This is a genomic window from Cupriavidus sp. PET2-C1, assembly GCF_054515855.1.
In genome coordinates this window covers 478570-503365 of record NZ_JBTNRJ010000003.1, presented here as the reverse complement: position 1 = coordinate 503365, position 24796 = coordinate 478570, and the positions used below count along the sequence as shown (strand labels likewise).

15 protein-coding genes and 3 pseudogenes are annotated in these 24796 nt (G+C 61.2%); 6 read left to right on the top strand and 12 right to left on the bottom strand.

The window, feature by feature from the left end; genetic code table 11:
* Nucleotides 1–3: 3 nt before the first annotated feature.
* The 8 genes from ACX12D_RS36030 to ACX12D_RS35995 form a co-directional block, all read right to left on the bottom strand.
* Nucleotides 4–993, bottom strand: a complete 990-nt coding sequence (locus ACX12D_RS36030) for a Bug family tripartite tricarboxylate transporter substrate binding protein (RefSeq protein WP_459377385.1) — start codon at nucleotides 991–993, stop codon at nucleotides 4–6.
* A gap of 334 nt (nucleotides 994–1327) precedes the next feature.
* The gene (locus tag ACX12D_RS36025) at nucleotides 1328–2107 is read right to left on the bottom strand and encodes an ATP-binding cassette domain-containing protein (protein WP_459377384.1); all 780 of its coding nucleotides are present in this window, start codon (nucleotides 2105–2107) and stop codon (nucleotides 1328–1330) included.
* On the bottom strand, nucleotides 2085–3191 hold the full coding sequence (locus ACX12D_RS36020) for an ABC transporter ATP-binding protein (protein ID WP_459377383.1): 1107 nt from the start codon (nucleotides 3189–3191) through the stop codon (nucleotides 2085–2087). Before ACX12D_RS36020 ends, ACX12D_RS36025 begins: the two co-directional genes overlap by 23 nt.
* Complete coding sequence (locus ACX12D_RS36015) at nucleotides 3184–4080, bottom strand: ABC transporter permease (RefSeq protein WP_459377382.1); 897 nt, start codon at nucleotides 4078–4080, stop codon at nucleotides 3184–3186. Before ACX12D_RS36015 ends, ACX12D_RS36020 begins: the two co-directional genes overlap by 8 nt.
* A gap of 73 nt (nucleotides 4081–4153) precedes the next feature.
* On the bottom strand, nucleotides 4154–5140 hold the full coding sequence (locus ACX12D_RS36010; protein WP_459377420.1) for an ABC transporter permease: 987 nt from the start codon (nucleotides 5138–5140) through the stop codon (nucleotides 4154–4156).
* 21 nt (nucleotides 5141–5161) lie between these two features.
* A complete protein-coding gene (locus ACX12D_RS36005) occupies nucleotides 5162–6769 on the bottom strand; it encodes an ABC transporter substrate-binding protein (protein ID WP_441637327.1) in 1608 nt (535 codons plus the stop codon).
* A 51-nt stretch (nucleotides 6770–6820) separates the two neighbouring features.
* Entirely contained in the window at nucleotides 6821–8554 is a 1734-nt protein-coding gene (locus ACX12D_RS36000) for a hydantoinase B/oxoprolinase family protein (RefSeq protein ID WP_459377381.1), read from the bottom strand.
* Nucleotides 8551–10701 carry a hydantoinase/oxoprolinase family protein gene (locus ACX12D_RS35995; protein ID WP_459377380.1) on the bottom strand — a complete coding sequence of 717 codons (2151 nt, stop codon included), beginning with the start codon at nucleotides 10699–10701 and terminating at the stop codon, nucleotides 8551–8553. Before ACX12D_RS35995 ends, ACX12D_RS36000 begins: the two co-directional genes overlap by 4 nt.
* A gap of 339 nt (nucleotides 10702–11040) precedes the next feature.
* Here ACX12D_RS35995 and ACX12D_RS35990 point away from each other — a divergent pair.
* Nucleotides 11041–12320 (top strand): annotated as a pseudogene (locus tag ACX12D_RS35990) (ISL3 family transposase); the annotation flags it as partial.
* Nucleotides 12321–13456: 1136 nt separating this feature from the next.
* Here ACX12D_RS35990 and ACX12D_RS35985 read toward each other — a convergent pair.
* The 3 genes from ACX12D_RS35985 to ACX12D_RS35975 all read right to left on the bottom strand — a co-directional run bounded on the left by ACX12D_RS35985 (nucleotide 13457) and on the right by ACX12D_RS35975 (nucleotide 18797).
* Nucleotides 13457–14527: a ParB/RepB/Spo0J family partition protein gene (locus ACX12D_RS35985; protein ID WP_459377379.1), complete on the bottom strand. Its 1071-nt coding sequence runs from the start codon at nucleotides 14525–14527 to the stop codon at nucleotides 13457–13459.
* On the bottom strand, nucleotides 14527–15243 hold the full coding sequence (locus ACX12D_RS35980) for an AAA family ATPase (protein ID WP_459377378.1): 717 nt from the start codon (nucleotides 15241–15243) through the stop codon (nucleotides 14527–14529). The genes ACX12D_RS35985 and ACX12D_RS35980 overlap by 1 nt, the downstream gene beginning before the upstream one ends.
* A gap of 2207 nt (nucleotides 15244–17450) precedes the next feature.
* Entirely contained in the window at nucleotides 17451–18797 is a 1347-nt protein-coding gene (locus ACX12D_RS35975) for a replication initiation protein (RefSeq protein ID WP_441637340.1), read from the bottom strand.
* 3024 nt (nucleotides 18798–21821) lie between these two features.
* On the opposite strand from ACX12D_RS35975, the gene radC reads away from it, so the two are divergent.
* The 4 genes and pseudogenes from radC (at nucleotide 21822) to ACX12D_RS35955 (ending at nucleotide 23678) form a co-directional block, all read left to right on the top strand.
* The gene (gene radC, locus ACX12D_RS35970) at nucleotides 21822–22331 is read left to right on the top strand and encodes a RadC family protein (RefSeq protein WP_459377377.1); all 510 of its coding nucleotides are present in this window, start codon (nucleotides 21822–21824) and stop codon (nucleotides 22329–22331) included.
* 239 nt (nucleotides 22332–22570) lie between these two features.
* Nucleotides 22571–22810 (top strand): annotated as a pseudogene (locus tag ACX12D_RS35965) (tyrosine-type recombinase/integrase); the annotation flags it as partial.
* Nucleotides 22811–22870: 60 nt separating this feature from the next.
* Nucleotides 22871–23146, top strand: coding sequence for a hypothetical protein (locus ACX12D_RS35960; protein WP_459377376.1), 276 nt, complete (start codon nucleotides 22871–22873; stop codon nucleotides 23144–23146).
* A 4-nt stretch (nucleotides 23147–23150) separates the two neighbouring features.
* Entirely contained in the window at nucleotides 23151–23678 is a 528-nt protein-coding gene (locus ACX12D_RS35955) for a helix-turn-helix transcriptional regulator (RefSeq protein ID WP_459377375.1), read from the top strand.
* A 14-nt stretch (nucleotides 23679–23692) separates the two neighbouring features.
* On the opposite strand, the gene ACX12D_RS35950 is transcribed toward ACX12D_RS35955, so the two are convergent.
* Nucleotides 23693–24079: a helix-turn-helix transcriptional regulator gene (locus ACX12D_RS35950; protein WP_459377374.1), complete on the bottom strand. Its 387-nt coding sequence runs from the start codon at nucleotides 24077–24079 to the stop codon at nucleotides 23693–23695.
* A 109-nt stretch (nucleotides 24080–24188) separates the two neighbouring features.
* Here ACX12D_RS35950 and ACX12D_RS35945 point away from each other — a divergent pair.
* Nucleotides 24189–24431 (top strand): annotated as a pseudogene (locus tag ACX12D_RS35945) (reverse transcriptase domain-containing protein); the annotation flags it as partial.
* Nucleotides 24432–24796 lie beyond the last annotated feature (365 nt).

Genomic DNA, 24796 nt, shown 5'->3' with positions numbered 1-24796 from the left:
AGCCTAAAGCTGCGTTCCGCTGTTTTGAATGATGCGACGAGACAGGTCATGGACCGAGCGTATCGTGGCCTTGGTCTGCTCCGGCGTGAGCAAACGGGTTTCTACCTCAACACGGGCGAGCGCCTGGATAGTCGCGGGCTCTCGCAGGATCTCGTTGAGCCATCCCCGCAGCGCCGCCAGTACGCTCGCAGGCGTGTCCTTCGGTGCGGAGATGAAGAAGGAGCCGCCCAACGCATTTTCCCAGCCGTTGACTCCAGCCTGCGCGATCGACGGCACGCCCGGCAGTTCGGGTGATGTCTCGCTACCGAAGAAGGCGAGCGCCCGCAGCTTTCCTGCCTTGATGGATGCCGTGCTGAGGGGATCGAACACCACGTCCACATGTCCGGCGATGACATCCGCCACGGCAGGCGCGCTGCCCTTGTACGGCACATGGCGCATGTCGATACCCGCCAGCGATTTAAGCAACTCGCCGGCGATATGCCCGGGTGTGCCATTTCCCGAGGTGGCGTAGGTCAGCTTGCCAGGGTTCGCCTTGGCATAGGCAATGAGTTCCTTCAAGTTCCGCGCAGGCACGTGCGGATTGACCGCCACCGTGGCGCGTGAGTTGCCGATGTAGGCCACCGGGACAAAATCCAAGAACGGGTCGAACGTGGTCTTGACCAGTTGCGGCGCAATCGCGAGATTGCCGATCGACGTGTTGAGCAACGTATAGCCGTCGGCCGGCGCGTGCGCGACGTAGCCTGCGCCCAACGTGCCGCCGGCACCAGGCTTGTACTCGACCAGCACGCCCTGCCCAGTCTTCTCCGCCAGTCGTTTGCTGATGATGCGCGCCACATTGTCGTTGGTACCGCCAGGCGCGTAAGGTACGATATAGGTGATCGGCCTCGACGGATACGCCGCGCCAGCCTGCGCGAAAGAGGAAGCAGCGGTGACAGCCAGGACAATGGCTGTCGCGACGCGAATAGCGATAATAGACATGGCAGGGACCTGCAAATGGGCAAGTGACGAGTCTCACACAAGCGCGCAGTCCGGCCTAACGAACCATTCCGAGCTAGATAAGTTGAAGTCCTTCGTTGACGAAGGAACCACAGAGGGGTGATCAGGCGCCAGGGCCCTGCATCAGTTCCCGCCGACGGCGGCTGCTAGGACTCGGGGGGCACACGTGATTCCTCAAGCAGGCTCGTACGGTGCCGGGCGAAGGCTTGTATTGAAATTGGAAGACGCGAATCAGGGGACCAACTCACTTACGGTGACTCGCTTCTTCTTCATGCACGCGGCCGAATGCGCAGCAGCAGGAGGCGACCGCTCGTTGCATTGATCAGTGGCGTCAGTGTGCCCGCCTGATTACTGCCCCGGCTTCAGCAGCGATTAGCTGTCTGGTGTAGGGGTGAGCGGGATGACTCCACAATTGCTCCTGCGGCGCATTCTCGACAATGCGGCCGGCCTGCATCACCATGACGCGGTCGGCCAGGTAGCGCACCACGGCGAGGTCATGCGAGATGAACAGGTACGCAAGGCCAAACTCGCGCTTGAGCTCGACCAGCAGGTTTAGGATCTGCGCCTGGATCGATACGTCCAGCGCGGAGACCGGTTCGTCGCACACCACTAAGTCAGGCCGAAGGAGCAAGGCGCGCGCGATGCCGATGCGCTGGCGCTGGCCGCCAGAGAACTCATGCGGGTAGCGGGACAGCGATGACAGCGGCAAGCCTACCCGGTCGATCATGGCCGCCACCTGCCGTTGGCGCTCGCCCGCATCGGCCACGCCGTGCACGCGTAGCACTGTTTCCAGCGTGTCGCGCACGCTGCGGCGCGGGTTGAGCGACGCGTAGGCATCCTGGAAGATCATCTGCACGCGGGGGCGCAGGGCTCGCAACGGGCCGGGCTTCAGCGCGCCCAGGTCGATACCATCGAGTAGTACGCGCCCCGAGCTGGCCGGCACCAGTTGGAGCAGGGTCTTGCCCAGCGTGGACTTGCCGCACCCGGACTCGCCCACCAGGCCAACCGTCTCTCCTGCCGCGATATCGAACGTGACGCCATTGACGGCATGGGTCACACCTTCGCGGCTCGCGTAGCGGGTATGCAGATCAATCACTGACAACAGCGGCATGATGGTTTTGCGTCTGATCCTGGTTTTGATGTGGGCCCGGCATGGCGATGCGGTGTGCGGATACGCAGGCGACCCGGTGCGGCGTCGCGTCGGCTGGCACGGATACGCCCGGCACCAGCGTCGCGCTTGGTATCGGCTCGGCCCGCGGCGTCCCCGCCAGGCACTGTGCCTCGGCCTGCGCGCAGCGTGGTGCAAAGGGGCAGCCCGTGGCGAGCCGGGCGGACTCGACACTGCCGGGAATCTCGGTTAGCCGGGTGTCGCGATAGAACCTGCCCTGCTCCAGCCGCAGCGAGGCATCGAGCAGCCCTCGCGTGTACGGATGCGCCGGAGCGGCAAAGAGCTCGCTCACTCGTGCCTCTTCCATCTTGCGCCCGGCGTACATCACCACCACGCGATCCGCCCATTGCTCCACCAGCCCAAGATCATGGGTGATCAGCAGCAACGCCATCGACAGCTCACGTCGCAGGTCGTCGAGCAACGCCAGCACCTCCGCCTGGGTCGTGACATCGAGCGCGGTGGTGGGCTCGTCGGCGATCAGCAATTGCGGCTTGCAGGCGATGGCCATGGCGATCATCACGCGCTGGCGCTGGCCGCCCGACAGATTGTGCGCAAATGCGTCAACCCGTTGCGCCGGCGCGGGAACGCGCACCAGGTCCAGCAGCTCGATGGCCTGCGCGCGCGCGGCCTTGCGGGACAGGCCCTGGTGGTGGCGCAGCACCTCGGCAATCTGGTAGCCCACTGGTAGCACCGGATTGAGCGAGGTCATCGGCTCCTGGAAGATCATCGACACGGAGCGCCCCCGCAGGTTGCGCAGCGCGGGCGCGGGCAATCCCAGCAATGGCTGGCCAGCAAAGCGAATGCTGCCGCCGCTGATTCTCCCCGGCGCCGGCAGCAATTGCATCAATGCCAGCGCGGTGGCTGATTTTCCGCAGCCTGATTCGCCCACCAGGGCGAGGGTCTGCCCTGCTTCGATGGCAAAGCTCAGATCGTGCACCACGGTGTGCGCACCGAAGCGGATCTGGAGCTGGTCAACTTCCAGCAGGGTATTCACGGTGCGCGGGCCCGTGCCGTTGATCTCATGCATTGCGCAAGCGCGGGTTGAGCGCATCGTTAAGGGCGTCGCCCATCAGGTTCAACGCCAGCACCGTCAATATGATGGCGGTACCAGGGAGCGCGGTTAGGTACCACGCGCTGCGCAGTACCTCGCGGCCGGCACCGATCATGCTGCCCCAGCTCACCACGTTGGGGTCGCCCATGCCGAGAAAGGACAGGGCCGATTCGATCAGGATCGCGCTGGCCACCATAACGGAGGTGGTCACGATCACCGGCGGCAACGCGTTGGGCAGGATTTCCGCGACGATGATGCGGCTACTGCGATACCCCACGCTGCGCGCGGCCAGCACAAAATCCGCCTCCCGCAAGGTACGAAACTCGGCGCGTACCAGGCGCGCCACGGTTGGCCACGAAGCCAGCCCAATCGCCAGCGCAATAGTGGTGACGGATGGGCTGCCAATAGCCACGATAACGATCACCAGCAGGAAGCTGGGCACCGTCTGCACCAACTCGATAACACGGCTCAGCACCGCGTCGACGGTGCCGCCAAAATAGCCGGCCACCGCGCCCACCAGCATGCCGATTAACAGGCTAAGCGACGCCGCCGCCAGCCCAACCAGCAGCGACACGCGCGCGCCGTGCACGATGCCCGCCAACACATCGCGCCCCAGCGAATCGGTGCCGAGCGGGAAGGCCGGTTCGGCGCCCGGCCACAGGAACGGCTGCCCCACCATATCGAGCGGATCGCCGGGGAACAGGAAGCCAGCCAGCGCAGCCATCAGCACCAGCGCCACCAGCACCAGCACGCCAGCCAGAGCGGTAGGGTTGCGCAGGATGATGCGTAGCGTGCGCCAGCGCGGCGCGCTTTGCGGTGCGGCTGCCGACGCGGCGGCCGATGTGCCGGGAATAGCAAAAGTCATGTCGATCCGACTGTGAAGGGTCCGATTAATGAATTCATTGTGCGAGCGATTCAGTGATACCTAAGCCGGTTCTTCAGCGCGCCTTGATCCGAGGGTCCAGCCAGGCATGCAGCAAATCGACCAGCACGTTGGCGAGCACCACCAGGAAGGAAGACAGCAGCAGCACGCCCAGCAGCACGCTGAAGTCCCGCGCCATCACGGCCTCCAGCGCCAGCCGACCCAGCCCCGGCCAGCTGAACACGGTCTCGATCACCACCGTCCCGCCTAGCAAGGCGCCAAAGTGCATGCCAGCAACCGTGGTAATTGGCAGCAGCGCATTGCGCAGGACATGGCGCACAGACACCCGCAGCGGATGCAGTCCCTTGGCAGCGGCAGTGCGCACAAAGTCCTGGCGCTGCACCTCCAGCATGGCCGCGCGCGTCAGGCGCGCGTAGATGGCGATGAAGAAGGACGACATCGCCAGCGCCGGCAGCGCCAGATGGCTGGCCACATCGCGCAAGTGCGCCAGCCCGCCCAGGCCCGCGCCGATGGTGCTGGTGCCTTCGCTGGGCAACCAGCCCAAGTGGACCGAGAACAGCACGATCGCCATCAACCCGATCCAGAAGCCCGGCACCGAGTACAGCAGCAGCGCGGCCAGCGACAGCCCGCGGTCCACCCACGTGCCCACGCGCGCGGCCATGACGGCGCCGCAGGCAACGCCGAGAACCAGAGCGATGCACAGCGCGGCGCCGGTCAGCAGCAGCGTATTGGGCAGACGCGCCAGGATCAGCTCCGCCACCGGCGTGTTGTACCGGGGCGAGAAGCCCAGGTCGAAACGCGTGAGGTGCCCCAAGTAGGCCAGCAACTGGTGCAGCACCGGCTGGTCCAGCCCGAAGCGCGCCCGTATCAACGCCATGGTCTGCTCGGTGGCCGAGCCGGACTCGCCCGCCAGGACATCGGCGGCATCGCCGGGCACCAGCTGCAGCAACAGAAAGTTGAAGACGATCACGCCCAGCGCCGTGGGCAGCGCGCGCCATAGTGCGCGCCGCAGGGCCGTTCCGACTCGAAGCACAGTTGGCATCATGGAAATCCGGCCACCGGCCTACTTGTCCAGGTAGACGTTTGCGAGGTTCGACTCGACCCCATCCGCCGTCAGCGAATGGTCATGCACCCGGGTGTTGGCAATGGTGATGAACTGCGGCGACACCAGGTTCAGGTCGGGTACTTCCTTGCCCACGATCTGTTGGAACTGCTTGAATTGCGCCACGCGCCTGGCTGGATCGGTCTCGGACGTGGCGTCCTCCAGCAGCTTGTCCACCTCCGCATTGCTGTAGTGAGTGGCATTGGAGAAAGGCACGCCCTTCTTGAAGTTCTTGGACCAGTACAGGCGCTGCACGCCCACGGTGGGGTCGAACAGGTTACTTGCACCGTTGACGGTGAAGTCGTAGTCGCGCTCGGTGTAGATGCGCTTGACGAAGGCCGGCAGGTCCTGCGAGCGGATCGTTACATCGATGCCGACCTTGCCCAGCGCGGAGCGCAGGTAGTCGGCCAGCCGCTTGCTGTCCTCGCTGATCGGGTTGTAGTCCAGCGTGACGCGGAAGCGGGCGGCGCCACCCTTGCGGGGATAGCCGGCCTCGTCGAGCAGTTTGTCCGCCGCCTTGGTATCAAAGGGGTAGGGCGTCGGCGTGGCGTCGTGGAACGCGCTCAGGCCAGGGGCGATCGGCGACGCGGTGCGGGTGCCGTAGCCGTAGTAGACCGTGTTCAGCACCACATCGCGATTGACGGCCTGCGCCACTGCCTGGCGCACCTTCAGATTCTTGAAATAGGGATTGTCGAGGTTGAACTCCAGCCGGGTCACGTTGAAGGAATAGCTGTTGCCCTTGGTCTCGAAGGCCAGCTTGGGCACCTTCTTCAGCCGGGCCAGGTCGGACAGCGGCACCGGCGTGCGGTAGCCCAAGTCCACCGCGCCGGTCTCGAAGGCGATGGCGCGCGCGGCCGGATCGGGGATGAATTTCACCACGATGCGGTCCACGTACGGCTTGGGCTTGTCCCAGTAGTCCGGATTGCGCTCATAGACGATGTGGCTGCCACGAACCCATTCCTTGAAGCGGTACGGGCCCGTTCCCACCGGCGCATTGTTGTTGGGGTTGGCGATAGGATCGGTGTTCTCGTAGATATGCTTGGCCACGATCGGCGATTCGGTGGCTACCAGCGCCTTGATCAGGTAAGGCGCTGGTTTGGACAGCACGATCACAGCGGTGTACGGATCCGGCGTCTTGACCTCGGTCACGTTGGCAAACGTGCTGCTGCCGCGCGGGTGGACCTTCTTGAGCAGCAGAATCGAAAAGGCAACGTCGGCCGAGCTGAAGTCCTTGCCGTCATGCCACTTCACGCCCTTGCGTAGGTGGAAGGTGTACTGCTTGCCGTCCGGGCTGATGCTCCACGACGTGGCCAGTTGCGGACGCGGCGTCAGGTCGTAGTTGTACTCCAGGAGGCCCTCAGTCACCTTGGCGCTGACGCTGAGCGCCGGCGTGGCCACATTGGTGAGCGACACCAGGGTGGGCGGCTCGTAGTTGAGCAGCAGGTTGAGCGTGCCGCCTGGGGTCGGCGTCGCACGCGCGGGCAGTGCGGCAGCGCCGAGGGCCACAACCAGGGCGGAATACAGCCCGGCGGACAAGAGCCGTTTAAGCAGCGAAGGCGTCGAAGACATCGGCAATGGTTCCTGATGGAAAATCGGATGAAAGAAACGGAATGACGGTACTCAGGCCGGCGTGGCAAGATCGGACGCAACGACACCCGAGGGTTGCGCGCCGTAGCATTCGATTGCAGCCGCGCCGCCTACCAGCCCATTGCGCAGGTCCGCCGCCAGTTGGTGCGGCTCCCGCCTTGCCGGGTCGCCGATGCCGCCGCCGCCCGGCGTTTCCACTACCAGGCGATCACCGCCCGGCACCAGTTGCCGGCCCTTGCCTTGCAGGACCTTGCCGGATGCCAGCGAGACCCGGCCGGGCGCCCCTGCCAGGCCGCCATCGGCGCCCCGCGCGGGGAACAGCAGCCGGTCCCATGCCGCGGCCAGCACCATTGGTGCACCGTCGGCGTTGGACACCTCGATGACCTGGCCCAGCCCGCCACGCTGTTGTCCGGCGCCGCCCGAGTCCGGCCGGTACTCCTTGCGCCAGAACACCAGCGGGCTCACGGTTTCGAGAATCTCTACCGACACATTGCGCACACCGCTCGGAAAGGACGTGGTGGAAAGCCCGTCTTTGCCGGGGCGCGCGCCCGTGCCGCCGGTGGAGAAGCTGGTGATGGCGAAGGGCCGCCCCTTCATCAGCTCGCTGGCGGCGGCGCCGGCAAGCGGCTGGCCGCCCGACAGCTGGATATTCCACAGGCTGGATGCGCCCTCCGCCGGCACCGTGCCGGCGCGGGCCTGGCGCAGGCAACCGAACACCACGTCCGGCAGCATCTGGCCGATGATGTGGCGCGCGGTCACGGCGCAGGGAAACGGCGCATTCAGGATCGAGCCTTCCGGCGCATGCACACGCACCGGCGCCAGCGAGCCCGCGTTGTTGGGTATATCCGCGCCAATCAGGCAGCGAATGCCGAAGGAGGTATAGGCATCCGTATAGGCCTTGGGCACGTTAATGCCGCGCGCGACCACCGGGGACGTGCCAGTGAAGTCCACATCGATGCCATCGGCGGAGATCGTCAGGCTGGCGACCAATGTGATCGGCGACTCGTAGCCATCGATAGTCATGCTGTTGTGCCAGGTGCCGTGCGGCCACGCGGCAATCGCGGATTGCATGGCCTGGCCGGCCTGGCGGATGATGTACTCGCCTACCGCGGCGAGGTCGCCGAGACCGAACTCATCCATCATCGCGTGCAGGCGGCGCCCACCGATCTCATTGCAGGCCACCAGCGCGTGCAGGTCGCCAATGACCTGGACCGGCTCGCGCACGTTGGCGCGCACGATGTCGAGCACGGCTTGGTTGGGCTGGCCTTGCGCGAACAGCTTCAGGATCGGCAGGAACAGGCCCTCGTGATAGACCTGCGTGCCATCCGGTCCCGCGCCGATGCCGCCAATGTCCACCACGTGCAGCGTCGAGGCGAACAGCGCCACCACCTGCCCCGCGCGCACCACCGGTGTGACCATGGTCATGTCGAACAGGTGCCCGGTGCCCTTCCACGGATCGTTGGTGAGGTACACATCGCCCTCGGCCATGGTGTGCGAAGGAAAGGCGCGCAGGAAATGCTTGACCGATTCCGCCATCGAGTTGACATGGCCGGGCGTGCCGGTCACCGCCTGCGCGATCATTCGACCGTCGGGCAGGAAGACGCCGGCCGAGAGATCGCCCGCTTCACGCGTGGAGGTGCCAAAGGCGGTGCGGATCAGCGTTTGCGCCTGCTCTTCCACCACCGACAGCAGGCGGTTCCACATCACCTGGGCGTGGATGGTATTGCGCAGCGTGGCATGGCTGGCTGCTGGGTGTTGCGTGCTCATTGTGCGGCCTCCGCGAGTGTGGTTTCGTCTGTCGTAGCCTCGGCCAGCGGCGTTGCCTCCAGCACCAGGTGGCCGCCGGGGTCCAGCGAAAATACGAAGCCAGCAGGCACCACCGTCGTGGTTTCGTCCTCCACCACCAGCGCGGGGCCCTGCACGACGGCGCCGTGCATCAGCGCACCACGCTCGAACACTGGCACATCGCGTCCCGCGCCAAGCTCGCCGTCGAACAACGCGCGCTGGCCGCTGCTGGCCACCCCGCCGGCGGCCGTCTCCGCCTCACGCGTGCGCGCGATCGGCGGCGGCGCCGTGCTGACGTTGACTGACCAACTGATGATCTCGACTGGGTTGCCCGGCAAGGTACGACCGTAAAGCGCCGCATAGGCGCGCTCGAACTCTTCGCCCAGCGCCAATGCATCCTGCGCATCCAGGGCGCGTGCGTGCAACGGAACGGGGATCTCGTGCCCCTGCCCGGCATAGCGCATGTAAGCCAGCCGTTGCTCGCCCAGCGCTTGCCCCGGCGCCGCCTGGCCAACGATGTCGCGCGCATTGGCGACAAGCTGATCGAGTACGGCGTTGACCGCCGCCGCGTCAAAGGCGTCCAGACGCTGGTAGTAGCTGCGCACCGCCTGATAGGCGATCGGCGCCCACAGGAAGCCGAGGGCGGAGCCCACGCCGGCCGATTGCGGCACGATCACGCGGCGGATGCCCAGGCGCCGGGCAAGCGCCGCCGCGTGCAGCGGCGCGGCGCCACCAAATGCGATCAGCGTGTAGTCCTCGACAGCCTTGCCAAGCTCGGTGGCATGCACGCGTGCGGCGTTGGCCATGTTCTCGGTAACGATCTCCGTGACAGCCAGCGCGGCAAACTCCGGGGTGGTGCCCAGCCCGAGGGCGATGTCGGTGCCGAGCGCCTGGCGTGCCAACGCCGGCTGCAGCGCCACCTTGCCGACGGCAAAGCGCTGCGGGTCGAGCAGGCCAAGCACGCAATTGGCATCGGTCACGGTGGCTGCGCTGCCACCCAGGCCATAGCTGGCCGGGCCGGGGTCGGAGCCGGCGCTGTCCGGGCCGACCTGCACGCGGCCCAGCGCATCGATGCGCGCGATAGAGCCACCCCCCGCGCCAATCTCCACCATCTCGATCACCGGAATGCGGATCGGCAGGCCCGAGCCTTTCAAGTGCCGGTGCATGCGGCCAAATTCAAAGCTGCGCGTAATCTGCGGCTGGTAGTCGTCAATAAAGCAGATCTTCGCGGTGGTGCCGCCCATGTCGAAGGACAGCGCGCGGCCTATGCCGGCCTGCTCGGCCACGCGGCGCGACAGGATAGCGCCGCCCGCAGGCCCTGACTCGACTAGCCTCACCGGCTGCGCGATGCCAGCCTCTATATTGGTAATGGCGCCGCCTGAGGTCATCAGGAACAGCGGGCTGCGCAGGCCGAGCGCCACCACGCGTTCCCGCAGGCGCTTGAGATAGCCCGCCACCAGCGGCTGCACATAGGCATTGGCACTGGTGGTGGACAAGCGTTCGTACTCGCGGATCTCCGGGCACACGTCCGACGACAGCGACACCCAGAGGTGTGGCGCCAGTTCGCCCAGGATTGCGCGCACGCGCTGCTCGTGCGCGGGATCGACGTAGCTGTGCAGGAAGGTCACCGCCACGCTCTCCACGCCTTGCGCTTCCAGTTGCGGCACCAGCGCGGCCACGGCATCGTCGTCCAGCGCCAAGAGCGTTTGGCCGCGGCCGTCGACGCGTTCCGGCACGCCGAAGCGCAGGTAGCGCGGCACCAGGGGCGCGGGCTTGTCGAGGAAGATGTCGTACTGCGCGAAGCGATCCTCCCAGCCAATCTCGACCAGGTCGCGAAAGCCCGCGGTAGTGATCAGCGCGGTGCGCGCACCCTTGCGCTCGATCAGCGCATTGGTGGCAAGCGTGGTGCCGAGTATAAAGAGGTCGACCTGTGCCAGGGTCAGCCCTGCGCTAGCCAGGATGTCCTGCACGCCCTGGATCACACCGTTCTCGGGCGCCGTTGGCGTGGTCAGGACCTTGCTGGTATAGCGCTGTGCGCCCACCAGCAGCACGGTATCAGTGAACGTGCCGCCAACATCAACGGCGAGCCGTATGCCCGCCTCGGGTGAGTTCTGGTTGTGTGCAAGCATGTCGGTGTCTGGAGTGAGAGGGGGTCGGTTTCATCCCACGCGACGTGGTGCCGCGGCGCACTCGACAAATGACGTCCGTCGGGGATCGGAGACCGCCCATGGGGCAAAGTTCGGTAGACAGCTTCGCCGCATCAGGCCAGCGAGGGAGAGCCGATAGCGTTGAAATCCAGTGGTGCAGGATAACCATCGGCCTAGGCCTGGCGGAACGAAGTATTTCACGCATGCTTATGCCCCGACACGGGCTATGGATATGCGCAATGCTTAGTTGATTTGCGCGGCAACTGTGGCAATGGCCTTGTTGATGCTTCGAAGCGCGGCGCCAGTGACTCCCGCACCTTCGGTGGTGTGGCAGCTGCCCGGCTTGCTAACGTCTTGGGCTTGCGCACCAGTGCCGACACCGCACTGCAGGAGTTGCGAAGAGCTCCTGGACGCAAGCGCAAACCACGACCGCGGGTCGTCGGCATCGATGACTCGGCGATCGCGCGCGGTCACCAAGACGGAACGTATCATCGTCGTCCTGGAGCGACGTGAGCCGATCGAAGTGTTCGCCCCGGCAGGGAAACAACTGCGGTGACCGCGTGGATGCGTGCGCACCCATCGATCGAGATCGTCGCCAGGGACCGGGCGGGTGCCTACTTCGAGGCGGTCGACATCACGCTGCCGGCAGCCAAGCAAGTCTCCGATCGCTGGCATCTGCTGTGCGACCTGCGCGACAACGTCGAGAGGCTGCTGTACCGACTCGGACCGCAACTGCGTCAAGCCGCGCAGCAAGTCGAGACCGGTGGCGTGACCCTGGGCCGGCGGGGGGTGCTGTGCCGCACCTCACTACGGTCATGGCAGCGCGTGAGCGGTGCGCCAAGCGGCTGGCGCTGTAGGAGCGGGTGATGGCGCTACGCGCCCAGGGCGGCACGATGTGGGGAATCGGGCGCGAGTTCTCAATCAACCATCGAACCGTGTGCAAGTTCGTCACCGCGGGGGTCTTCCCCGAGCGCGCACCCAAGGCGCGAGGTCCGCGCCTTTGGATCCCCATCGCAGCTATATTGCGGAACGAATCGCCCAGGGCGGTCGCTTTCCTGAACTGATCTGGCAAGAACTCAAGCAGCGAGGCTATATGGGCAGTCGCTACGCCATGCAGAATTGCGTGGTCCGCCTCCTCTTTCCGCAAGGCAAAGTACCGCTTGTCCAGGCATCCGGGCGCACGATGCCGTGCCCGTCGGCCCGGCGCGTGTTCGGATGGCTTGTCGGATGGAAGAAGCTTGCCGTCGAGGAGCCCAGGAGTACGGACCACAAGCGCTTCGTGCAGGCGCTGTGCAAGATCGAACCCGTGGTGGGCGAGGTCCGCAGCCTCGCGCGGGAGTTTCTCGGGCTCATGCACCGGCGAAGTCTGCTGCAGTTCGATCGATGGTTGAGGCGTGTGTCGCGCTGCGACGCTGCGGAAATACGTAGGTTCGCGCAAAGCCTGCGCGCCGACTTACCGGCTGTGCGGGCGGCCTTCAAGCTGCCGTGGCAGCAATGGTCAGATCGAGGGTCACGTCAACCGGCTCAAGTTCCTCAAGCGCCAGATGTATGGCCGCGCGAACATCAAGCTTCTGCGGCTGCGGGTATTGAAGCCAAACTGAACGACCGGCCTGCCTTGTCTTGCTGGACGCTAGGCCGATCGCCATCGCAGGCGGGTGAACTCGTGCGGCCGGCACAAGGCTGGCGGGCTCGCCCACGTTCGTCAACAAGAAGAATGGTGGTGGTGGGCGGTGGAGACGACGGTCGTTCCACGCCACAACATCCTCCGCGCCAGTGCGCCCTCGTCACATAAAGTGCGCAATACACAACATTGCTGCGCGAAAAAGCGAAGTAATGTTGGTAAGGATGCGCACGCAAGAAATGCTAAGTTATTGATTTACCACATCTTTTGTGCAGCCTCGAGGTAGCATCTTTACTACACTTCACGACAAACAACGGTGACAGGGACCCGCGAGCCGTCGCGAAATAGACAAGTGGCTGGCATTGCGCGCGAATTATCGGCATTTGATTTTGGTACGCAACTTCCCATGGCTCGGATTTAACGGTGACGATTAATGTTGAAAATCAATCACTTAGCACCGTTTCGCGCCGAAAGTATTGCGCGGAGTTGACGGTGACCTGACCGTCCGCTCGAAAGGAGATTTGCTGATAGCAGACGAGATCTGAGTCTCGGGGCTAGCGGGCTCGCCTCCGACCGGTGCCTTGGACTGACTAGTTGCCAAGGCAGGTCCGCCGAGCTGGCCAACGCCGGCGGCGGCTCCGGACCGTCCTGCGTGGCATGCCATTCTGAATGGCATGCGTGTTCACCAGTTCCCTCGCATCGAGGTCGCAGTGAAGACTGTCATGCGAGTCGATCCCACCCATTCAGGAATGCCCTATAGCACGATTGCACAATTGACATCCGTCGCGAGCGTGGCCGCACCCGATCGTCGCAGTGATGCTTGCCCCGACTAGATATTCGTACCCCGCCATCGGCCAAGGTAACGCAAAGCAACTCGTTGGAGAATTCGCCGGACGTTCCATTAAGCAGCGCAATTAGCTCGTTTGGAGCACGAGGAATTCGCATGCGTCGGACCGGCAACTCCCGGGGCAAAACGCCGCGCATTATTTGCGCCGACTCACCCCTCCCAGTCAATGAAAGATGCCATTAGATCACTTTCATGCGTGAAAGTGCGAAGATGGCCACGTCTAAACCATCCTCCCGCCGACATCTTTGCAGCACGGTGCGGCTTGAAACTCATTTGGGGTGGCGGGCTGGTGCGAATCGCTCCTTCAATTCGTCGACAAGCGCACGCCGTTGAGCCGGATCGAGCAGCGTGATTTCGAATGACACCTTCCCAGAATCCCAATCTTTCAACACCCCAAGTGGCTTGCCGTCGGAATCGATGAGACGATGCTGGCGGGACGTCTCCTTCTGCTTACGGGCTGGCTTGGACTCATAACGTGCGCGGGCCTCTTCTACGTCCCGGCAGAAGGCCTGTTCGTCAGCAATTTTAGTCGCCATGGCACCGGCTACGGTGCTGCCCGCGACCTTCTCCAGAAGAGTGAGTTGATACAGTGTGGAAAGGGCAAACGCCTCCGGCTTCTCCCGCACTATCTCGAGCACGGGCTCGGAGAGTTTCATGATGGCCAGCGTCTTATTGATATTCGGCAGTGACATCCCCGTGACTTCAGCAATCGCCGACTCGTTTGGGTAGACGCCTTGGTCAATCAACGATCTCCAAGCCAACGCGTTATCCAGGGGGGATTGGGCCTCCCGCTCTGCATTCTCTTTGTAAGAGAGTTGATAGAGTTGCTGATCACTCAAGTTTGGGTGTACCAGCAAGCGCATACTCTGAATGCCAGCAACCTTAAGCGCCTTGAAACGATAGTGCCCACCGGCGAGAACACGGCGGCCGTCCCGAATCGTTGCGATCCCTGGGACCAGCTGGCCGTCGGCCCGAATGCTCTCAGCCAACTCGTGGACCCGTTCAGGGCGATAGAGTCTACGGGCATTGAATGGGTTGTCATCAATCAGGCCAAGGTCCGCTTCCTCATAGTACGGTCCACCCTGCGCGTCCACCGCTCTGGTCACAGTTGCGACCGCTTTCGCTGCGACTTCCCCGGCCCCATCATGCTTAAAGTTAGGCTTTAATACCTCAGCCGAATTGGGGGGGATAACAACGGTCGTCTCGGGTTGCTTTTCAGCAAATCCGTTCGGTTGGCGTTCAACAAGAGCCTGGGCACGCGCGAAACGGTCTGGCGGCGGTGCCGCAGCGACAGCCTTGTTAGCCTGTTCACGCATCATTTCGAGCTTGCTCTTCCCCATTATGCGACCTCCCGTTGCTTGTTCATGCTGCCCTTACCTTTCACTGGCTTGCGCGTCGACTCAATTCCCAATTTGCCCAACACGACCTTCGCTAGTTCCTCTACTTCTTTGACTGCAGCGGAAGATCCAGATAGTCCATGCACTGACAGACCAAACATCTGCGACTCTCCATAGGCATTTCTCTGCTGGAGTCCGGTCTCGAGCAGGGGAATGCCTTGATCCTCCTGCAAGATTTCCGTGCAAGCCTTGAAGACATTCCCACGCCTGGCCATTGACGGCACGCAGAAGGTTTGCAGATCCGGATTTTCTTCGAGGGCACGCCTAGCGAGTTCCTTCGCTTCTCGGCTCGCCCATACGTTGTCCATAAGTGGAATCACTGGAATCAACGCGAGATCGGAGATGTTCAGCGCAGCCCACGGGATCGAGGATTCGATGGCTGGAGGGCAGTCGATCAGGATGACTTCGTGATTCTCCGCGTGCTTCGCAATTTCGCCGATCAGCTTTTCGCGCAGCGGTGCAAGGCTAATGACCGTCGCTGGAAAGGGCTTATCCTGAGAGGCCTGCCCCGCCCAAATCGTACTGGTTCCTTGCTTGTCCATGTCGACCAGCATCGTCCGGTGCCCGCGCAGAGCGAAACTCGCGGCAAGCTGCATCGACACCATAGTCTTGCCGCAGCCCCCCTTCTGGTTGAAAACGGTCACGATCTTTGCCGGCATACACTCCCCAAGAAACCTAACTCAAATAAAAAATATCAGCCACGTGGAACTTTAACTTGCCTCGAACTGTGATAGGCATTTTCACGCATAAAATCCAGAAATTTATGAAGGATGCGTTGCATGGCGACAACAGAGAGATGGTTGCGTATGGCTCCCCTTAGCGCCCAGCCACCCAACCTTCCTCGCGCTTTCATGCATGAAAGCTGGTCGGAAGTTCAGGCGTCATCTTTCAAGCATGAAAGTACGGAGCCAGAGGACCCGCATGCAACGAAGGCTTGTGACGCCATTTCGTACTCCCGCGGCACAGACACTGACGGCCGGCTTTCATGCATGAAAGCTCCCACTTAGTCTGCGCAAAGGAGGCCGCCGTCTCTCATTCCTGCCCTGGCCGTCGGTTTCGTCGCCTATCACGCAATCCGATTTAGCCCCGATGCATTGCATGTCGGAAAGGACGATAGGCGATTCGTGCAACCCTCAGGTACGCAACACCCGAACCGCCCCCGGTCCTTTGGCAAGAGGCATCTACTTTCATGCGTGAAAGTGGACAAGAACGGCCACGTCTCCGCATCGATAAGCGAGCGCTTTTACGCTCGAAATTCGGATTCGAAACTCCACTGAGGGAGGCTTTGGTGCTGCAGCTTTACGTGATGACTGACTGCCAGTTTCACGCATGAAAATCACCGGCTGCATTTGCAACAACAGAGTAAAGGTATGGGCTTTGATTGGTTTATGCCAACAAATGACAAACCTGTGCAGGGCGGGGATAGCTTTCAAACATGAAAATCTTCGATGGCGTGTGCCTAAGAGATTTTGATCTGAAACGGCTCAAAGTTCGCGGCCAACCCTCGATCGGACTTTCATGCTTGAAACTCTGTCGCTGCGGGTCCTCACCACCCGTGAACTGATCTGCTGGCGGGGTAAAGTAGGCGACGACGTCTGCACGTGGGATCAGCGAAGCTGCTGTCAGAGCAAGACTTTCATGCTTGAAAGTACACCCGCACAACAACAGATATGTCTCCTGAGGATCTAGTCTCTCGAATCCAAGAATATTTGGAATACGCACGGGAGGTAGTGCGTAGCACGTTAAGGTGCCCGTATTCTGCGCGCAAGAAATGTTTTCAATATATTTTATACATATTTAAAATACATCTACTCGGAACAAACGATATGAGGGCACTTTCACGCGTGAAAGTGTTGTGCCGCGGTACTGCTGCGTGAGTAGTACAAACTGTCGACGGGTTGAAATCTAATATTGAACTCTGACGCTTGGTCATATTCGGGTCGGCTTGCTTCAAGTCAATGACCGGCTGGCAAGCCAAACGCGGACTCAGTTGTGACGCGTCAAGGCCATGGGTGCGCCGCCAAAGGCAAGGACGAAATAGGGCGGCTCAGGCCCGTCGCTCAAGAACCAGGTCCGCGCTCCTCGGGGCAGAGCGTTCACGTCACATGACAAGGTACTGCGATGGAACAAGCCTCCCCTCAGGGTGTCTCCGCATCACAGTTCGCACGAGCGTAGTGAATGTGGCCGCATCAACCCGAGCAATTGGTTCTCGCAAGGTGTGTTTGTCTGCCAATGCTGCGACTTGCCGCGCCAACGCGGACCACAATGCGAGCCAGGTGATCCTCGACCGGAGGGGATTGCTCCTGTCGGGAGGACTCTCAACCAAGGGCAGGAAAAAGAGGATACGCCTCAGAACCGCGATACGGGCAGCACGATCCGAGCCGGGGTCCGTAGGTACCCCTACGCCGAGGGAGACTTGAACGAGGCACCGAAGGGCGCTGCCTCGAACACAATTGCACGATTCGCTGCACCCCGCCCCCTTGCTACAAGCCGAAGGCTTCAGAGCGGGAGTATGCATCACGGAGGGGACGAGCCGGCGAAGCAGCGCACGTCACACTGCTGTAGGCCATTCGCTGTCGGCTCGACCTCAAGGGCCTAGAGTCATAGCAAAGGGCTGATCGTAGCAGCCGCCAGCAGGCTTGGCTCGTTTGCAGAGACGCCCAGCGTGCAGATTGCATTTTCGGGGTCTGTGCAGGTCTCACAGAAATCCAGCTCGGAGCCAGAGACTCAATACCGTGCCGCCGCTGCTTTTGCTCCCGTTCCGCGAAATTCAAAATCACTCAGAGGAGGCTCACGCCAAGCTGGACTTGCTCAGGACGTGGGCCTGAGCAACTAAGGTGTAATTGATTGGTGCAACCGCCCGGTGTTAGCTGACAAGTTCGGCGGTAGATGCCCGGCCCATGAACGAACCAAGCTCCAGGCGTAGGGCAGAGTGCCCAAGGATCTCCAATTCGTCTGGCACGGTTTTGACCTTCACGCGCTTCGCGGCCATCTTGAAGGTAGCTTCCTTTTGCAGTGCTTTGCGCACTCGTGCCCGCGCATCTTCGCCCAGGTCAAGATAAGCCGCGATGCCAGCCTCGGCCTCGCTCTCCGCGGTCCTTGTCAGCTTCCGTTGCGCTTCGGTAGTCTCGGCGATCGGCTCGGCCACCGTCAGCTTAGGTGCGCCCGCATTTGCCATCTGCACTTCGATCTCGCTAAGTCGCAAATTGTCGCGGATCGCCTTCATCAGGTACATCGCTGGCGCCTTCACCTTGCCACTCTTCACGCGGAAGCGCGTCAACTCGATTGCAGCTTTAATCCGCTCATCGGTATATTCGTCCCGGTTCTCCACCAGCTCGTCCAGATGCTTCTTACTAAGACCAAAGCCTTTGACCAGCGTCTCATAGAGGTCCTTCAGTTCGTGAGGCGAATTGAAGTCGAGAACAAGCTTACCGGAGGCGTTGTCCCGCAACTTGAACCGAAGCGCGGCAACGCGGCGAGAGCCTTGTGCGTTCTTCGTTTCAAACTCAACGTGCAAGTCGGTCAACTCATTAATCTGCTTGATACCCTTGTCAAGCACCTGACGCTTGAACTCTTTATATTCAGTGAGCGACTTGACCGAGTCGGCATTCACCCAGCGTCGTATCTCGTCCAGAGGAATCCACTCCGTGGTTCCCATGAATCGCAGGGAGCTCAAGCGTTCGTAGAGAATGTAGGCATAGCTGAAGAGCGCCGCCGACATCCGCAACGATAGATACGTATAGCGCTGAGGATCCTTCAGTTGTCGGTGGATCATCTCGTCAACTTTGAACGTGATCCTGCCGCCAGCAATCGCGACAGGCCCGAGCAAAGGTATGGAGGCCCACTGAGGATCGCCGCCTTTGCCGCCCTCAACGGTCACCTGCACCGACGACTGTTGGCACTCGCGCAGCACCTTCTTGAGGTGAGTGATGTTGTTCGACTTCTCGTACTTGGCGAGCCACTTGAAGTAGCCTAGATCAAGGTCATAGTGGGTCTGGTCCGGCCGCTCCGACACCTCGAGCCAAAGCGCGTTGATCGTTCGGCGTGCCAACAGGCTCAGCGTGGTAACGTCAATCAGGACATTGGTCTTTCGGTACCCGATATCCCGTGGCGATTCGGTAATTGCGCTGTCAGGTCCGAGTTGCTCTCGCACGGCAGTGAAGATGTCGAAGCCGAGCTGCTCCGGCGTCGTTTTCCTCACGATGTTAGCCATGCTTTCCCTCGCCCCTCAGCGTCAATGGACGTTACTATCGTGGCTAAGGTGTAATTGGTCAAGTTAACAATGCCACCATCGTCAGCGGTTGGTTGGCATGCGGCCCAGAGCAAAATTCCCAAAGTGGTATGCATTGGTGCGAATCTGCTCTTAAGCACGATTCTCGCCATTGCCGCTATGCCCGAACCAACCAATAGCACCATCGCGACCAACCGATATCACCATAGAAATCCTGTGACGACGGCAAAGCGAACTACGGCGCGGGTTCCAGGGACTTATCCACAGCCATAACCAATGAACTACACCTTGCACCAACTGTTAACGCCTTGGCACCAATCAATTACACCACGATGCACCAAAGGCTTACACGTTAACGTACCAATCAATGCCACCTATCGACCAACCACTATCACCTCCTGACCAAAGGTTAACGCTTTGCTCATCGTAACTATTTGATTTAAAAGGAGAAAATGGGCCCTGTAATAGCTGTTTGTTTACAAGCAAGAAAGCTTGCTAGCAAGTGCCGAGAGCGATACAACCTCAACCCACCGTTGCTCCCCTGACAGGCCACGATCCTCTGCCTATGTCCACCTAGTGGATGCCGAGCCCTTTTTGACAGAACATCGCAGGGATCTTTCCGCAGGTCCTTAGCCCAGCAACCCTTATGGCATAACGCTCCCCGGGCGATGACCAATTTCTAAGGTGTAGTCGATTGGTGCGATTTGCTGTCGCTGGCAACGTGATACGCGTTCGCGCACTACAACGTTCAGATGGACAGGCACCGAGGTCCTCAAGGTGTAACTCATTGGTGCAAACCCGGATCCTGCGTAGCTCCGCTCGGGCTAAAAGTGACGATAAGTGACCAAAAAGGAAACGTTCAGTCGTTCCAATCAGTGCTCGGCGCCAACCTTCATCATTTCCGGCACCAACGAATACCACCTTAGCCGTGCTCGCGCGTGAAAAGTTAAACGTAAAGCACTTATTGGTAGTGTTTGTGAAGTTCAGCACCAATGGATATCACCTTGACTCGTGGATCGAGCATCATCCGCGGTGTCGGCCCGAATGCTTCGAGCTTTACCTAACTGGAGTGAACCAGGCGACCGGGTACATTCGTTGGCGCAAAGGCCCGCCAACGGAGATCCGACAAAGCTCACATGACGGCCCACTCCGCACAACCTGTGCAATCAGGGGATCGGGCAAGACGGCAGCCGCTGCTCCGATCGTCAATGCCAGTGCCAGTGCCAAACTAGCCGGCAAGTCACCAGCGAGTTTGCCCTGCAACGTGTAATCGATTGGTACCGGGAAGACGAGGCAAGGTGGTAGTGATTGGTATGCTTCGCTTGTCGAACACACTGCCTTTCGCAAAATGACGCCATGACACCCCCTCGCCTAGTCCGATGGCTTTTCGTTAATCTCGAACGTTAGGGTAACGAGCCAAGGTGGTATTCGTTGGTGTGCACACGCCAGGGAAACCTCGCAAAGAGTGTCATCCATTGGTGTGACATGCGCGTCGGTGGCCTCGGCGACGCAGGAACAAGGTGGTATCCGTTCGAGTTGGAGCGACGAGCCCCGGGGTCGCTATGGTGTAAGTGATTGGTCTGACACCGCCGGCGCAAGAAGAATAGGTGAAGTATGTAACCTATTGATTATTTTGATAAAAAATCGAAGTTAGCGTCGCTCCATCTTCTCGTGCTGCCCAAAGTGGTAGTGATTGGTGGCGCCCTAAAGCAATGGCGACACTAAGGTGCTATCCATTGGTGCCCCTAGCTGCGAAGGTGTAATCGATTGGTACAGTTAGCGATTCGTCAGTTTACTTCGTGTTACTTCTAAGATTGAGCTTGTAAGTTATTGATATAAAAGAATGTAGCTTACCGGCGTAGCACCGCACAATGCACCAATCGCTACCACTTTGCCTTGGGTAAGAGAGCGTTGCCGGTCCCCCGGAGGCCCGCGACGGTTGCCAGATCCACCAAACGGTACCACCTTAGTTCACGTTTCAAGTTGATTGATCGGCTATATAAGGGTTACAGCGGTAGCAGTCACTCACAAAGGTGAATTGACGTCGCCCAGAATCGGCCAGGGCTTCACCAACGGATATCACCATAGCCCAACGCATACTTCCGCGAACCTCCCGGAAGCCTGCGAATCTGGACCAATCAATGACACCTTAGACATCTTGTAGCCGTCAGGGTGAAAGTAATCACTAACATTTCCAGCCAAAATACCACCAATCGCTATCACCTTGGCTCCTTCGCCGATGCCCGTTCTCTGCGGATGCTAGCGGCCACCTGCTTCAGGCCGAAGGTCTCGTCGCATTCGGCAGTTGGCGAGAGCGGGCCGTGTTAAGGCGATAGTGCCTGTCGCTGGCAATCGCAAAGGCCGACTGAATACCCCGCTTATGGTTGGGAAACGCTATCCGCATCAGGCGCGCTCCTTCCAAGCTATCCGTCTATCCGGTTGGAGTGCTCCGCCTGGTCCGCATCCCGAGAATCGCCCGGGCCATGTCAAGGGCTGTGGAGAAAACGCGAGGGGAGGACCGCGTTTCGCTCATTTGCGGCTGCTGTTCGGCCGACCTGGTAGCGTCTCGTTCTGCTACCGCCCTGACCAGTCGAGTCATTTCCTCTAGACAATCGAGAGCTCGCTGGTGAGTGGCTGAAGATCAGCTAGTCACCAACGGTGTTCGCTTTCAAGCAATTTCAACGGTTCTCCCCGGGCGTCCCGGCGTGCCGCCGTCGGGTTCGCGGGCTGCGCCCTGCGCCTCGTGCCGAGTCGCGGCCATTCGGCTTTGATCCCTGACGCCTCCGGCCCTGTGGGCCTGCGCGCTCCGCTTGCCCATCCGTGTCTTCGTTGGAGGTGGATGGGCGGTCTTGCTGGTTCCTTCACCGTATCACGGCGTTCTCGCCGTCAAGGGCTGCGCGCTTTGGGCGCTTGCGGGCGTGGCCGTCTTCGACCCTGTGACCGCTTGCGCTGCGCCGTGCTGGACGCGGTTCCGGGCAATTCCGCCCGAGCAACTGGAGCACGATCATGTCGCAACTGTCCTTTTCCTCATTCGATTCCTCGCTGCTGGTGCGTGACGCGCAGGGGCGCTATCTGCCGGCGTCGGTGGAGCAGATTCTGGAGGCGGCGCGCCAGGTCATCGACCAGAAAATGCGGCGGGGCACGCCCTTCACGTCGTCGATGCTGGTCAAGGAGTACCTGAGCACCAAGTTGGCCGGCTTCGAGCACGAAGTCTTTGCGGTACTGTTCCTGGACTCGCAGCATCGGCTGATCGAGTATGTCGAGATGTTCCGCGGCACCATCGACAGCGCATCGGTGCATCCGCGCGAAGTCGTGAAAGAGGCGCTGCGGTTCAACGCGGCAGCGGTGATCTTCTCGCACAACCATCCAAGCGGGAACCCCGCGCCGAGCCAACCCGACAAGCTGCTGACCCAGAGGCTCACGGATGCGCTGGCGTTGGTGGACGTACGCACACTCGATCACATCATCGTCGCTGGCAATGCCACAGCGTCATTCGCCGAGCGTGAACTGCTCTAACCTCGGGGGCCAAGGCCCCCTTTTTGCTGCGTCCGGCGCCGTGACTTGGTCCCGCTACGTTCGCGCTGGCGAAGCCGCTTCATATACGCATCGTCCACCAGATCGTCAGGGCCGAGGTCCAATGCACCGTTCGCCAATGAGGCCAGCGTCCGATCGGTGAGCTTGAAGCCCCTTGGCCGTTGGCCGTAGTTCTTCGCACTGTTAGCGAACAGTGCCTTGAAAAAGTCGGCCCGGGATGGACCGGCTCGACGCTTCTGAACGAAATTGGCTTCAACCGCGACTGGATCGAGAAGTGTCTGGCCCATGAGGACGGACGTTCTTCGCGCTCGATCTATAACAAGGCCGAGTACGCCGAGCAGCGGCGCCACATGCTCCAAGAGTGGGCCAACACGGTCGATGCCTGGATCGGCGGGCAGATCTACGTGCCGAAGCTGATGCTGGAGAGCGTGTCGGTGCCGGTGTTGAGCGCGACGGTCTGAAACAGCGGTTAGGTTGTCACTTGACAACCTAACCGATCACCCCGATACTGGAGATCACTGATGGCCCGTCCCTCCCATCCGAAGAAAGAGGTCGAGGAAGCTCTAAGGCACGCCGAAGGGCGGGGCTGGCGCATCGAAGTCGGCGGCAGCCACGCCTGGGGGCGGATTTATTGCCCATACAACGATGAGGAGTGCCGCTGCGGCGAATTCTGCATCACCAGTGTATGGAGCACGCCGAAGAACCCTGGTAACCATGCGCGTGCCTTGCGGCGCGTCGTGGACAACTGCACCACGCACCGCAAGCAGCGTGAGGCTGATGGCAGCATCGAGGAATAGCGCGATGGAATACACCTTCACCCTGAAGTACCAACTAGCCGACGACGACGACCGTGATCCGGATGCGTTGATCGAGCGCCTGGGCGAAGCCGGCTGCGACGATGCCCTGGTCGGCATTGGGCAACCGGGGCGGCTGGCGCTGGAGTTCACCCGTGAAGCCGCTGATGCCGAGGCTGCCGTGCGCAGTGCGCTGGCCGATGTACGGCGTGCCGTACCGTCGGCCAAGCTGATCGAGGTGGCGCCGGATCTGGTTGGGTTGAGCGATGTGGCCGAGATCGTAGGCGTGTCGCGGCAGAACATGCGCAAGCTGATGCTGGCCCATCCGGGCAGTTTCCCGGCACCGGTGCATGAGGGCAGTGCGTCGATCTGGCATCTGGCCGACGTGCTGGCCTGGTTGCAGGCAAGGGGCAGCTATTCGCTGACCAGAGACATTCTGGAGGTGGCCAGGGTGGCCTTGCAGGTCAATGTGGCCAAGGAGGGGCGTCGGTTGCCGCGTTCGGCTGTCGATGATCTGGAGGCCTTGGTTGGATAAGGGGCAACGTCGCCTCATTCCCGACTCGAACCCGCTCGGACAGGGCGGGTTTTTCGCAGGTGGACATCCGGTTTCGGGGAGGCGGCGCTACGAGACGCCTGCTTGCGTACCTCGATCCACGCTTGCACCTCGTCCAAGTCCCAGACGACGCAACGCGGTGTCAGGTTGAAGCGTCGAGGGAACTCGCCGCGACGCTCCATTTCATAGATCGTCGTTTCGGCAAGGGGAATGATCTGCCGCAGCTCTTGGCGACGGATGGTTCGACGGAAAGGAAGAGATTTGCTCTTCGGAAACTGCGGCAGTGCCTCGTAGGCTTCCGTCCCTGGCAAGGGTATGGCATGGCTGATATCGGTGCTTGGCGCGCTGGATGGCTGCGAAAGGATTTCCACTTCGGACTCCATGAGTATGAAAGACCTTGCTGCATGGGGACATGTTGAAGTTCAGCACCTATCGGGACAACTTGTTGCGGCGTAGCCCAGCGAATTTGGCGCGAATTGCAAGTCCTCATACCTGCTTGCTTCATCATTTGGGCCGGTCTTCTGGTATGGGCGCGGAAGGCTTTGCGGCATTCCGCAAGGTTCTCCCATCTCACCCTTGCTGGCGAATGTTTACATGCGCCGGTTTGTGTTGGCATGGAAGAAGCTCGGGCTTGAGCCCAGTCTTGGCAGCCGTATTGTGATTTACGCGGATGATCTTGTGATCCTTTGCAAGCGGGGCAAGGCGGAAGAAGCCTTGGTGCGAACGCGCGAGATCCCCTAGTGCAGGCGGAAGGAAGATCCGCTTATTCCTGCAAACAGTGGCAGTCCGCAGAGTTGCGCCTCGGCGCGTCAGACCGATGGCCACCGACTCGATCGATCTGGTTTTGCACTTTGCCGCATCCACTAACATCGGATCAGCATGTACAAAATGTACGATAAGCGAACAGTCGTCTAATGACCTGCTTTGGACGGCTCGGCGGCACGGAAATCTAGACGCGAGCGACGGGCAAGCATGAGCGCACCTCTCAATCGCGCCAACCAATTTCGCATCCCTGCTGCCAAGCCATCTACCCTGATCCCGGAGGGTGGTATTTCGGAGCAGTCTCTCGTAGCATCTTCCGGAAAAATTCGCGCGAGCGT

What these genes read in the sequence shown, in the direction of transcription:
- ACX12D_RS36025 (WP_459377384.1), bottom strand. Translation starts at nt 2,107, where the DNA reads ATGCCGCTGTTGTCAGTGATTGATCTGCATACCCGCTACGCGAGCCGC.
- ACX12D_RS36020 (WP_459377383.1), bottom strand. Translation starts at nt 3,191, where the DNA reads ATGCATGAGATCAACGGCACGGGCCCGCGCACCGTGAATACCCTGCTG.
- ACX12D_RS36015 (WP_459377382.1), bottom strand. Translation starts at nt 4,080, where the DNA reads ATGACTTTTGCTATTCCCGGCACATCGGCCGCCGCGTCGGCAGCCGCA.
- ACX12D_RS36010 (WP_459377420.1), bottom strand. Translation starts at nt 5,140, where the DNA reads ATGCCAACTGTGCTTCGAGTCGGAACGGCCCTGCGGCGCGCACTATGG.
- ACX12D_RS36005 (WP_441637327.1), bottom strand. Translation starts at nt 6,769, where the DNA reads ATGTCTTCGACGCCTTCGCTGCTTAAACGGCTCTTGTCCGCCGGGCTG.
- ACX12D_RS36000 (WP_459377381.1), bottom strand. Translation starts at nt 8,554, where the DNA reads ATGAGCACGCAACACCCAGCAGCCAGCCATGCCACGCTGCGCAATACC.
- ACX12D_RS35995 (WP_459377380.1), bottom strand. Translation starts at nt 10,701, where the DNA reads ATGCTTGCACACAACCAGAACTCACCCGAGGCGGGCATACGGCTCGCC.
- ACX12D_RS35985 (WP_459377379.1), bottom strand. Translation starts at nt 14,527, where the DNA reads ATGGGGAAGAGCAAGCTCGAAATGATGCGTGAACAGGCTAACAAGGCT.
- ACX12D_RS35980 (WP_459377378.1), bottom strand. Translation starts at nt 15,243, where the DNA reads ATGCCGGCAAAGATCGTGACCGTTTTCAACCAGAAGGGGGGCTGCGGC.
- ACX12D_RS35975 (WP_441637340.1), bottom strand. Translation starts at nt 18,797, where the DNA reads ATGGCTAACATCGTGAGGAAAACGACGCCGGAGCAGCTCGGCTTCGAC.
- radC (WP_459377377.1), top strand. Translation starts at nt 21,822, where the DNA reads ATGTCGCAACTGTCCTTTTCCTCATTCGATTCCTCGCTGCTGGTGCGT.
- ACX12D_RS35960 (WP_459377376.1), top strand. Translation starts at nt 22,871, where the DNA reads ATGGCCCGTCCCTCCCATCCGAAGAAAGAGGTCGAGGAAGCTCTAAGG.
- ACX12D_RS35955 (WP_459377375.1), top strand. Translation starts at nt 23,151, where the DNA reads ATGGAATACACCTTCACCCTGAAGTACCAACTAGCCGACGACGACGAC.
- ACX12D_RS35950 (WP_459377374.1), bottom strand. Translation starts at nt 24,079, where the DNA reads ATGGAGTCCGAAGTGGAAATCCTTTCGCAGCCATCCAGCGCGCCAAGC.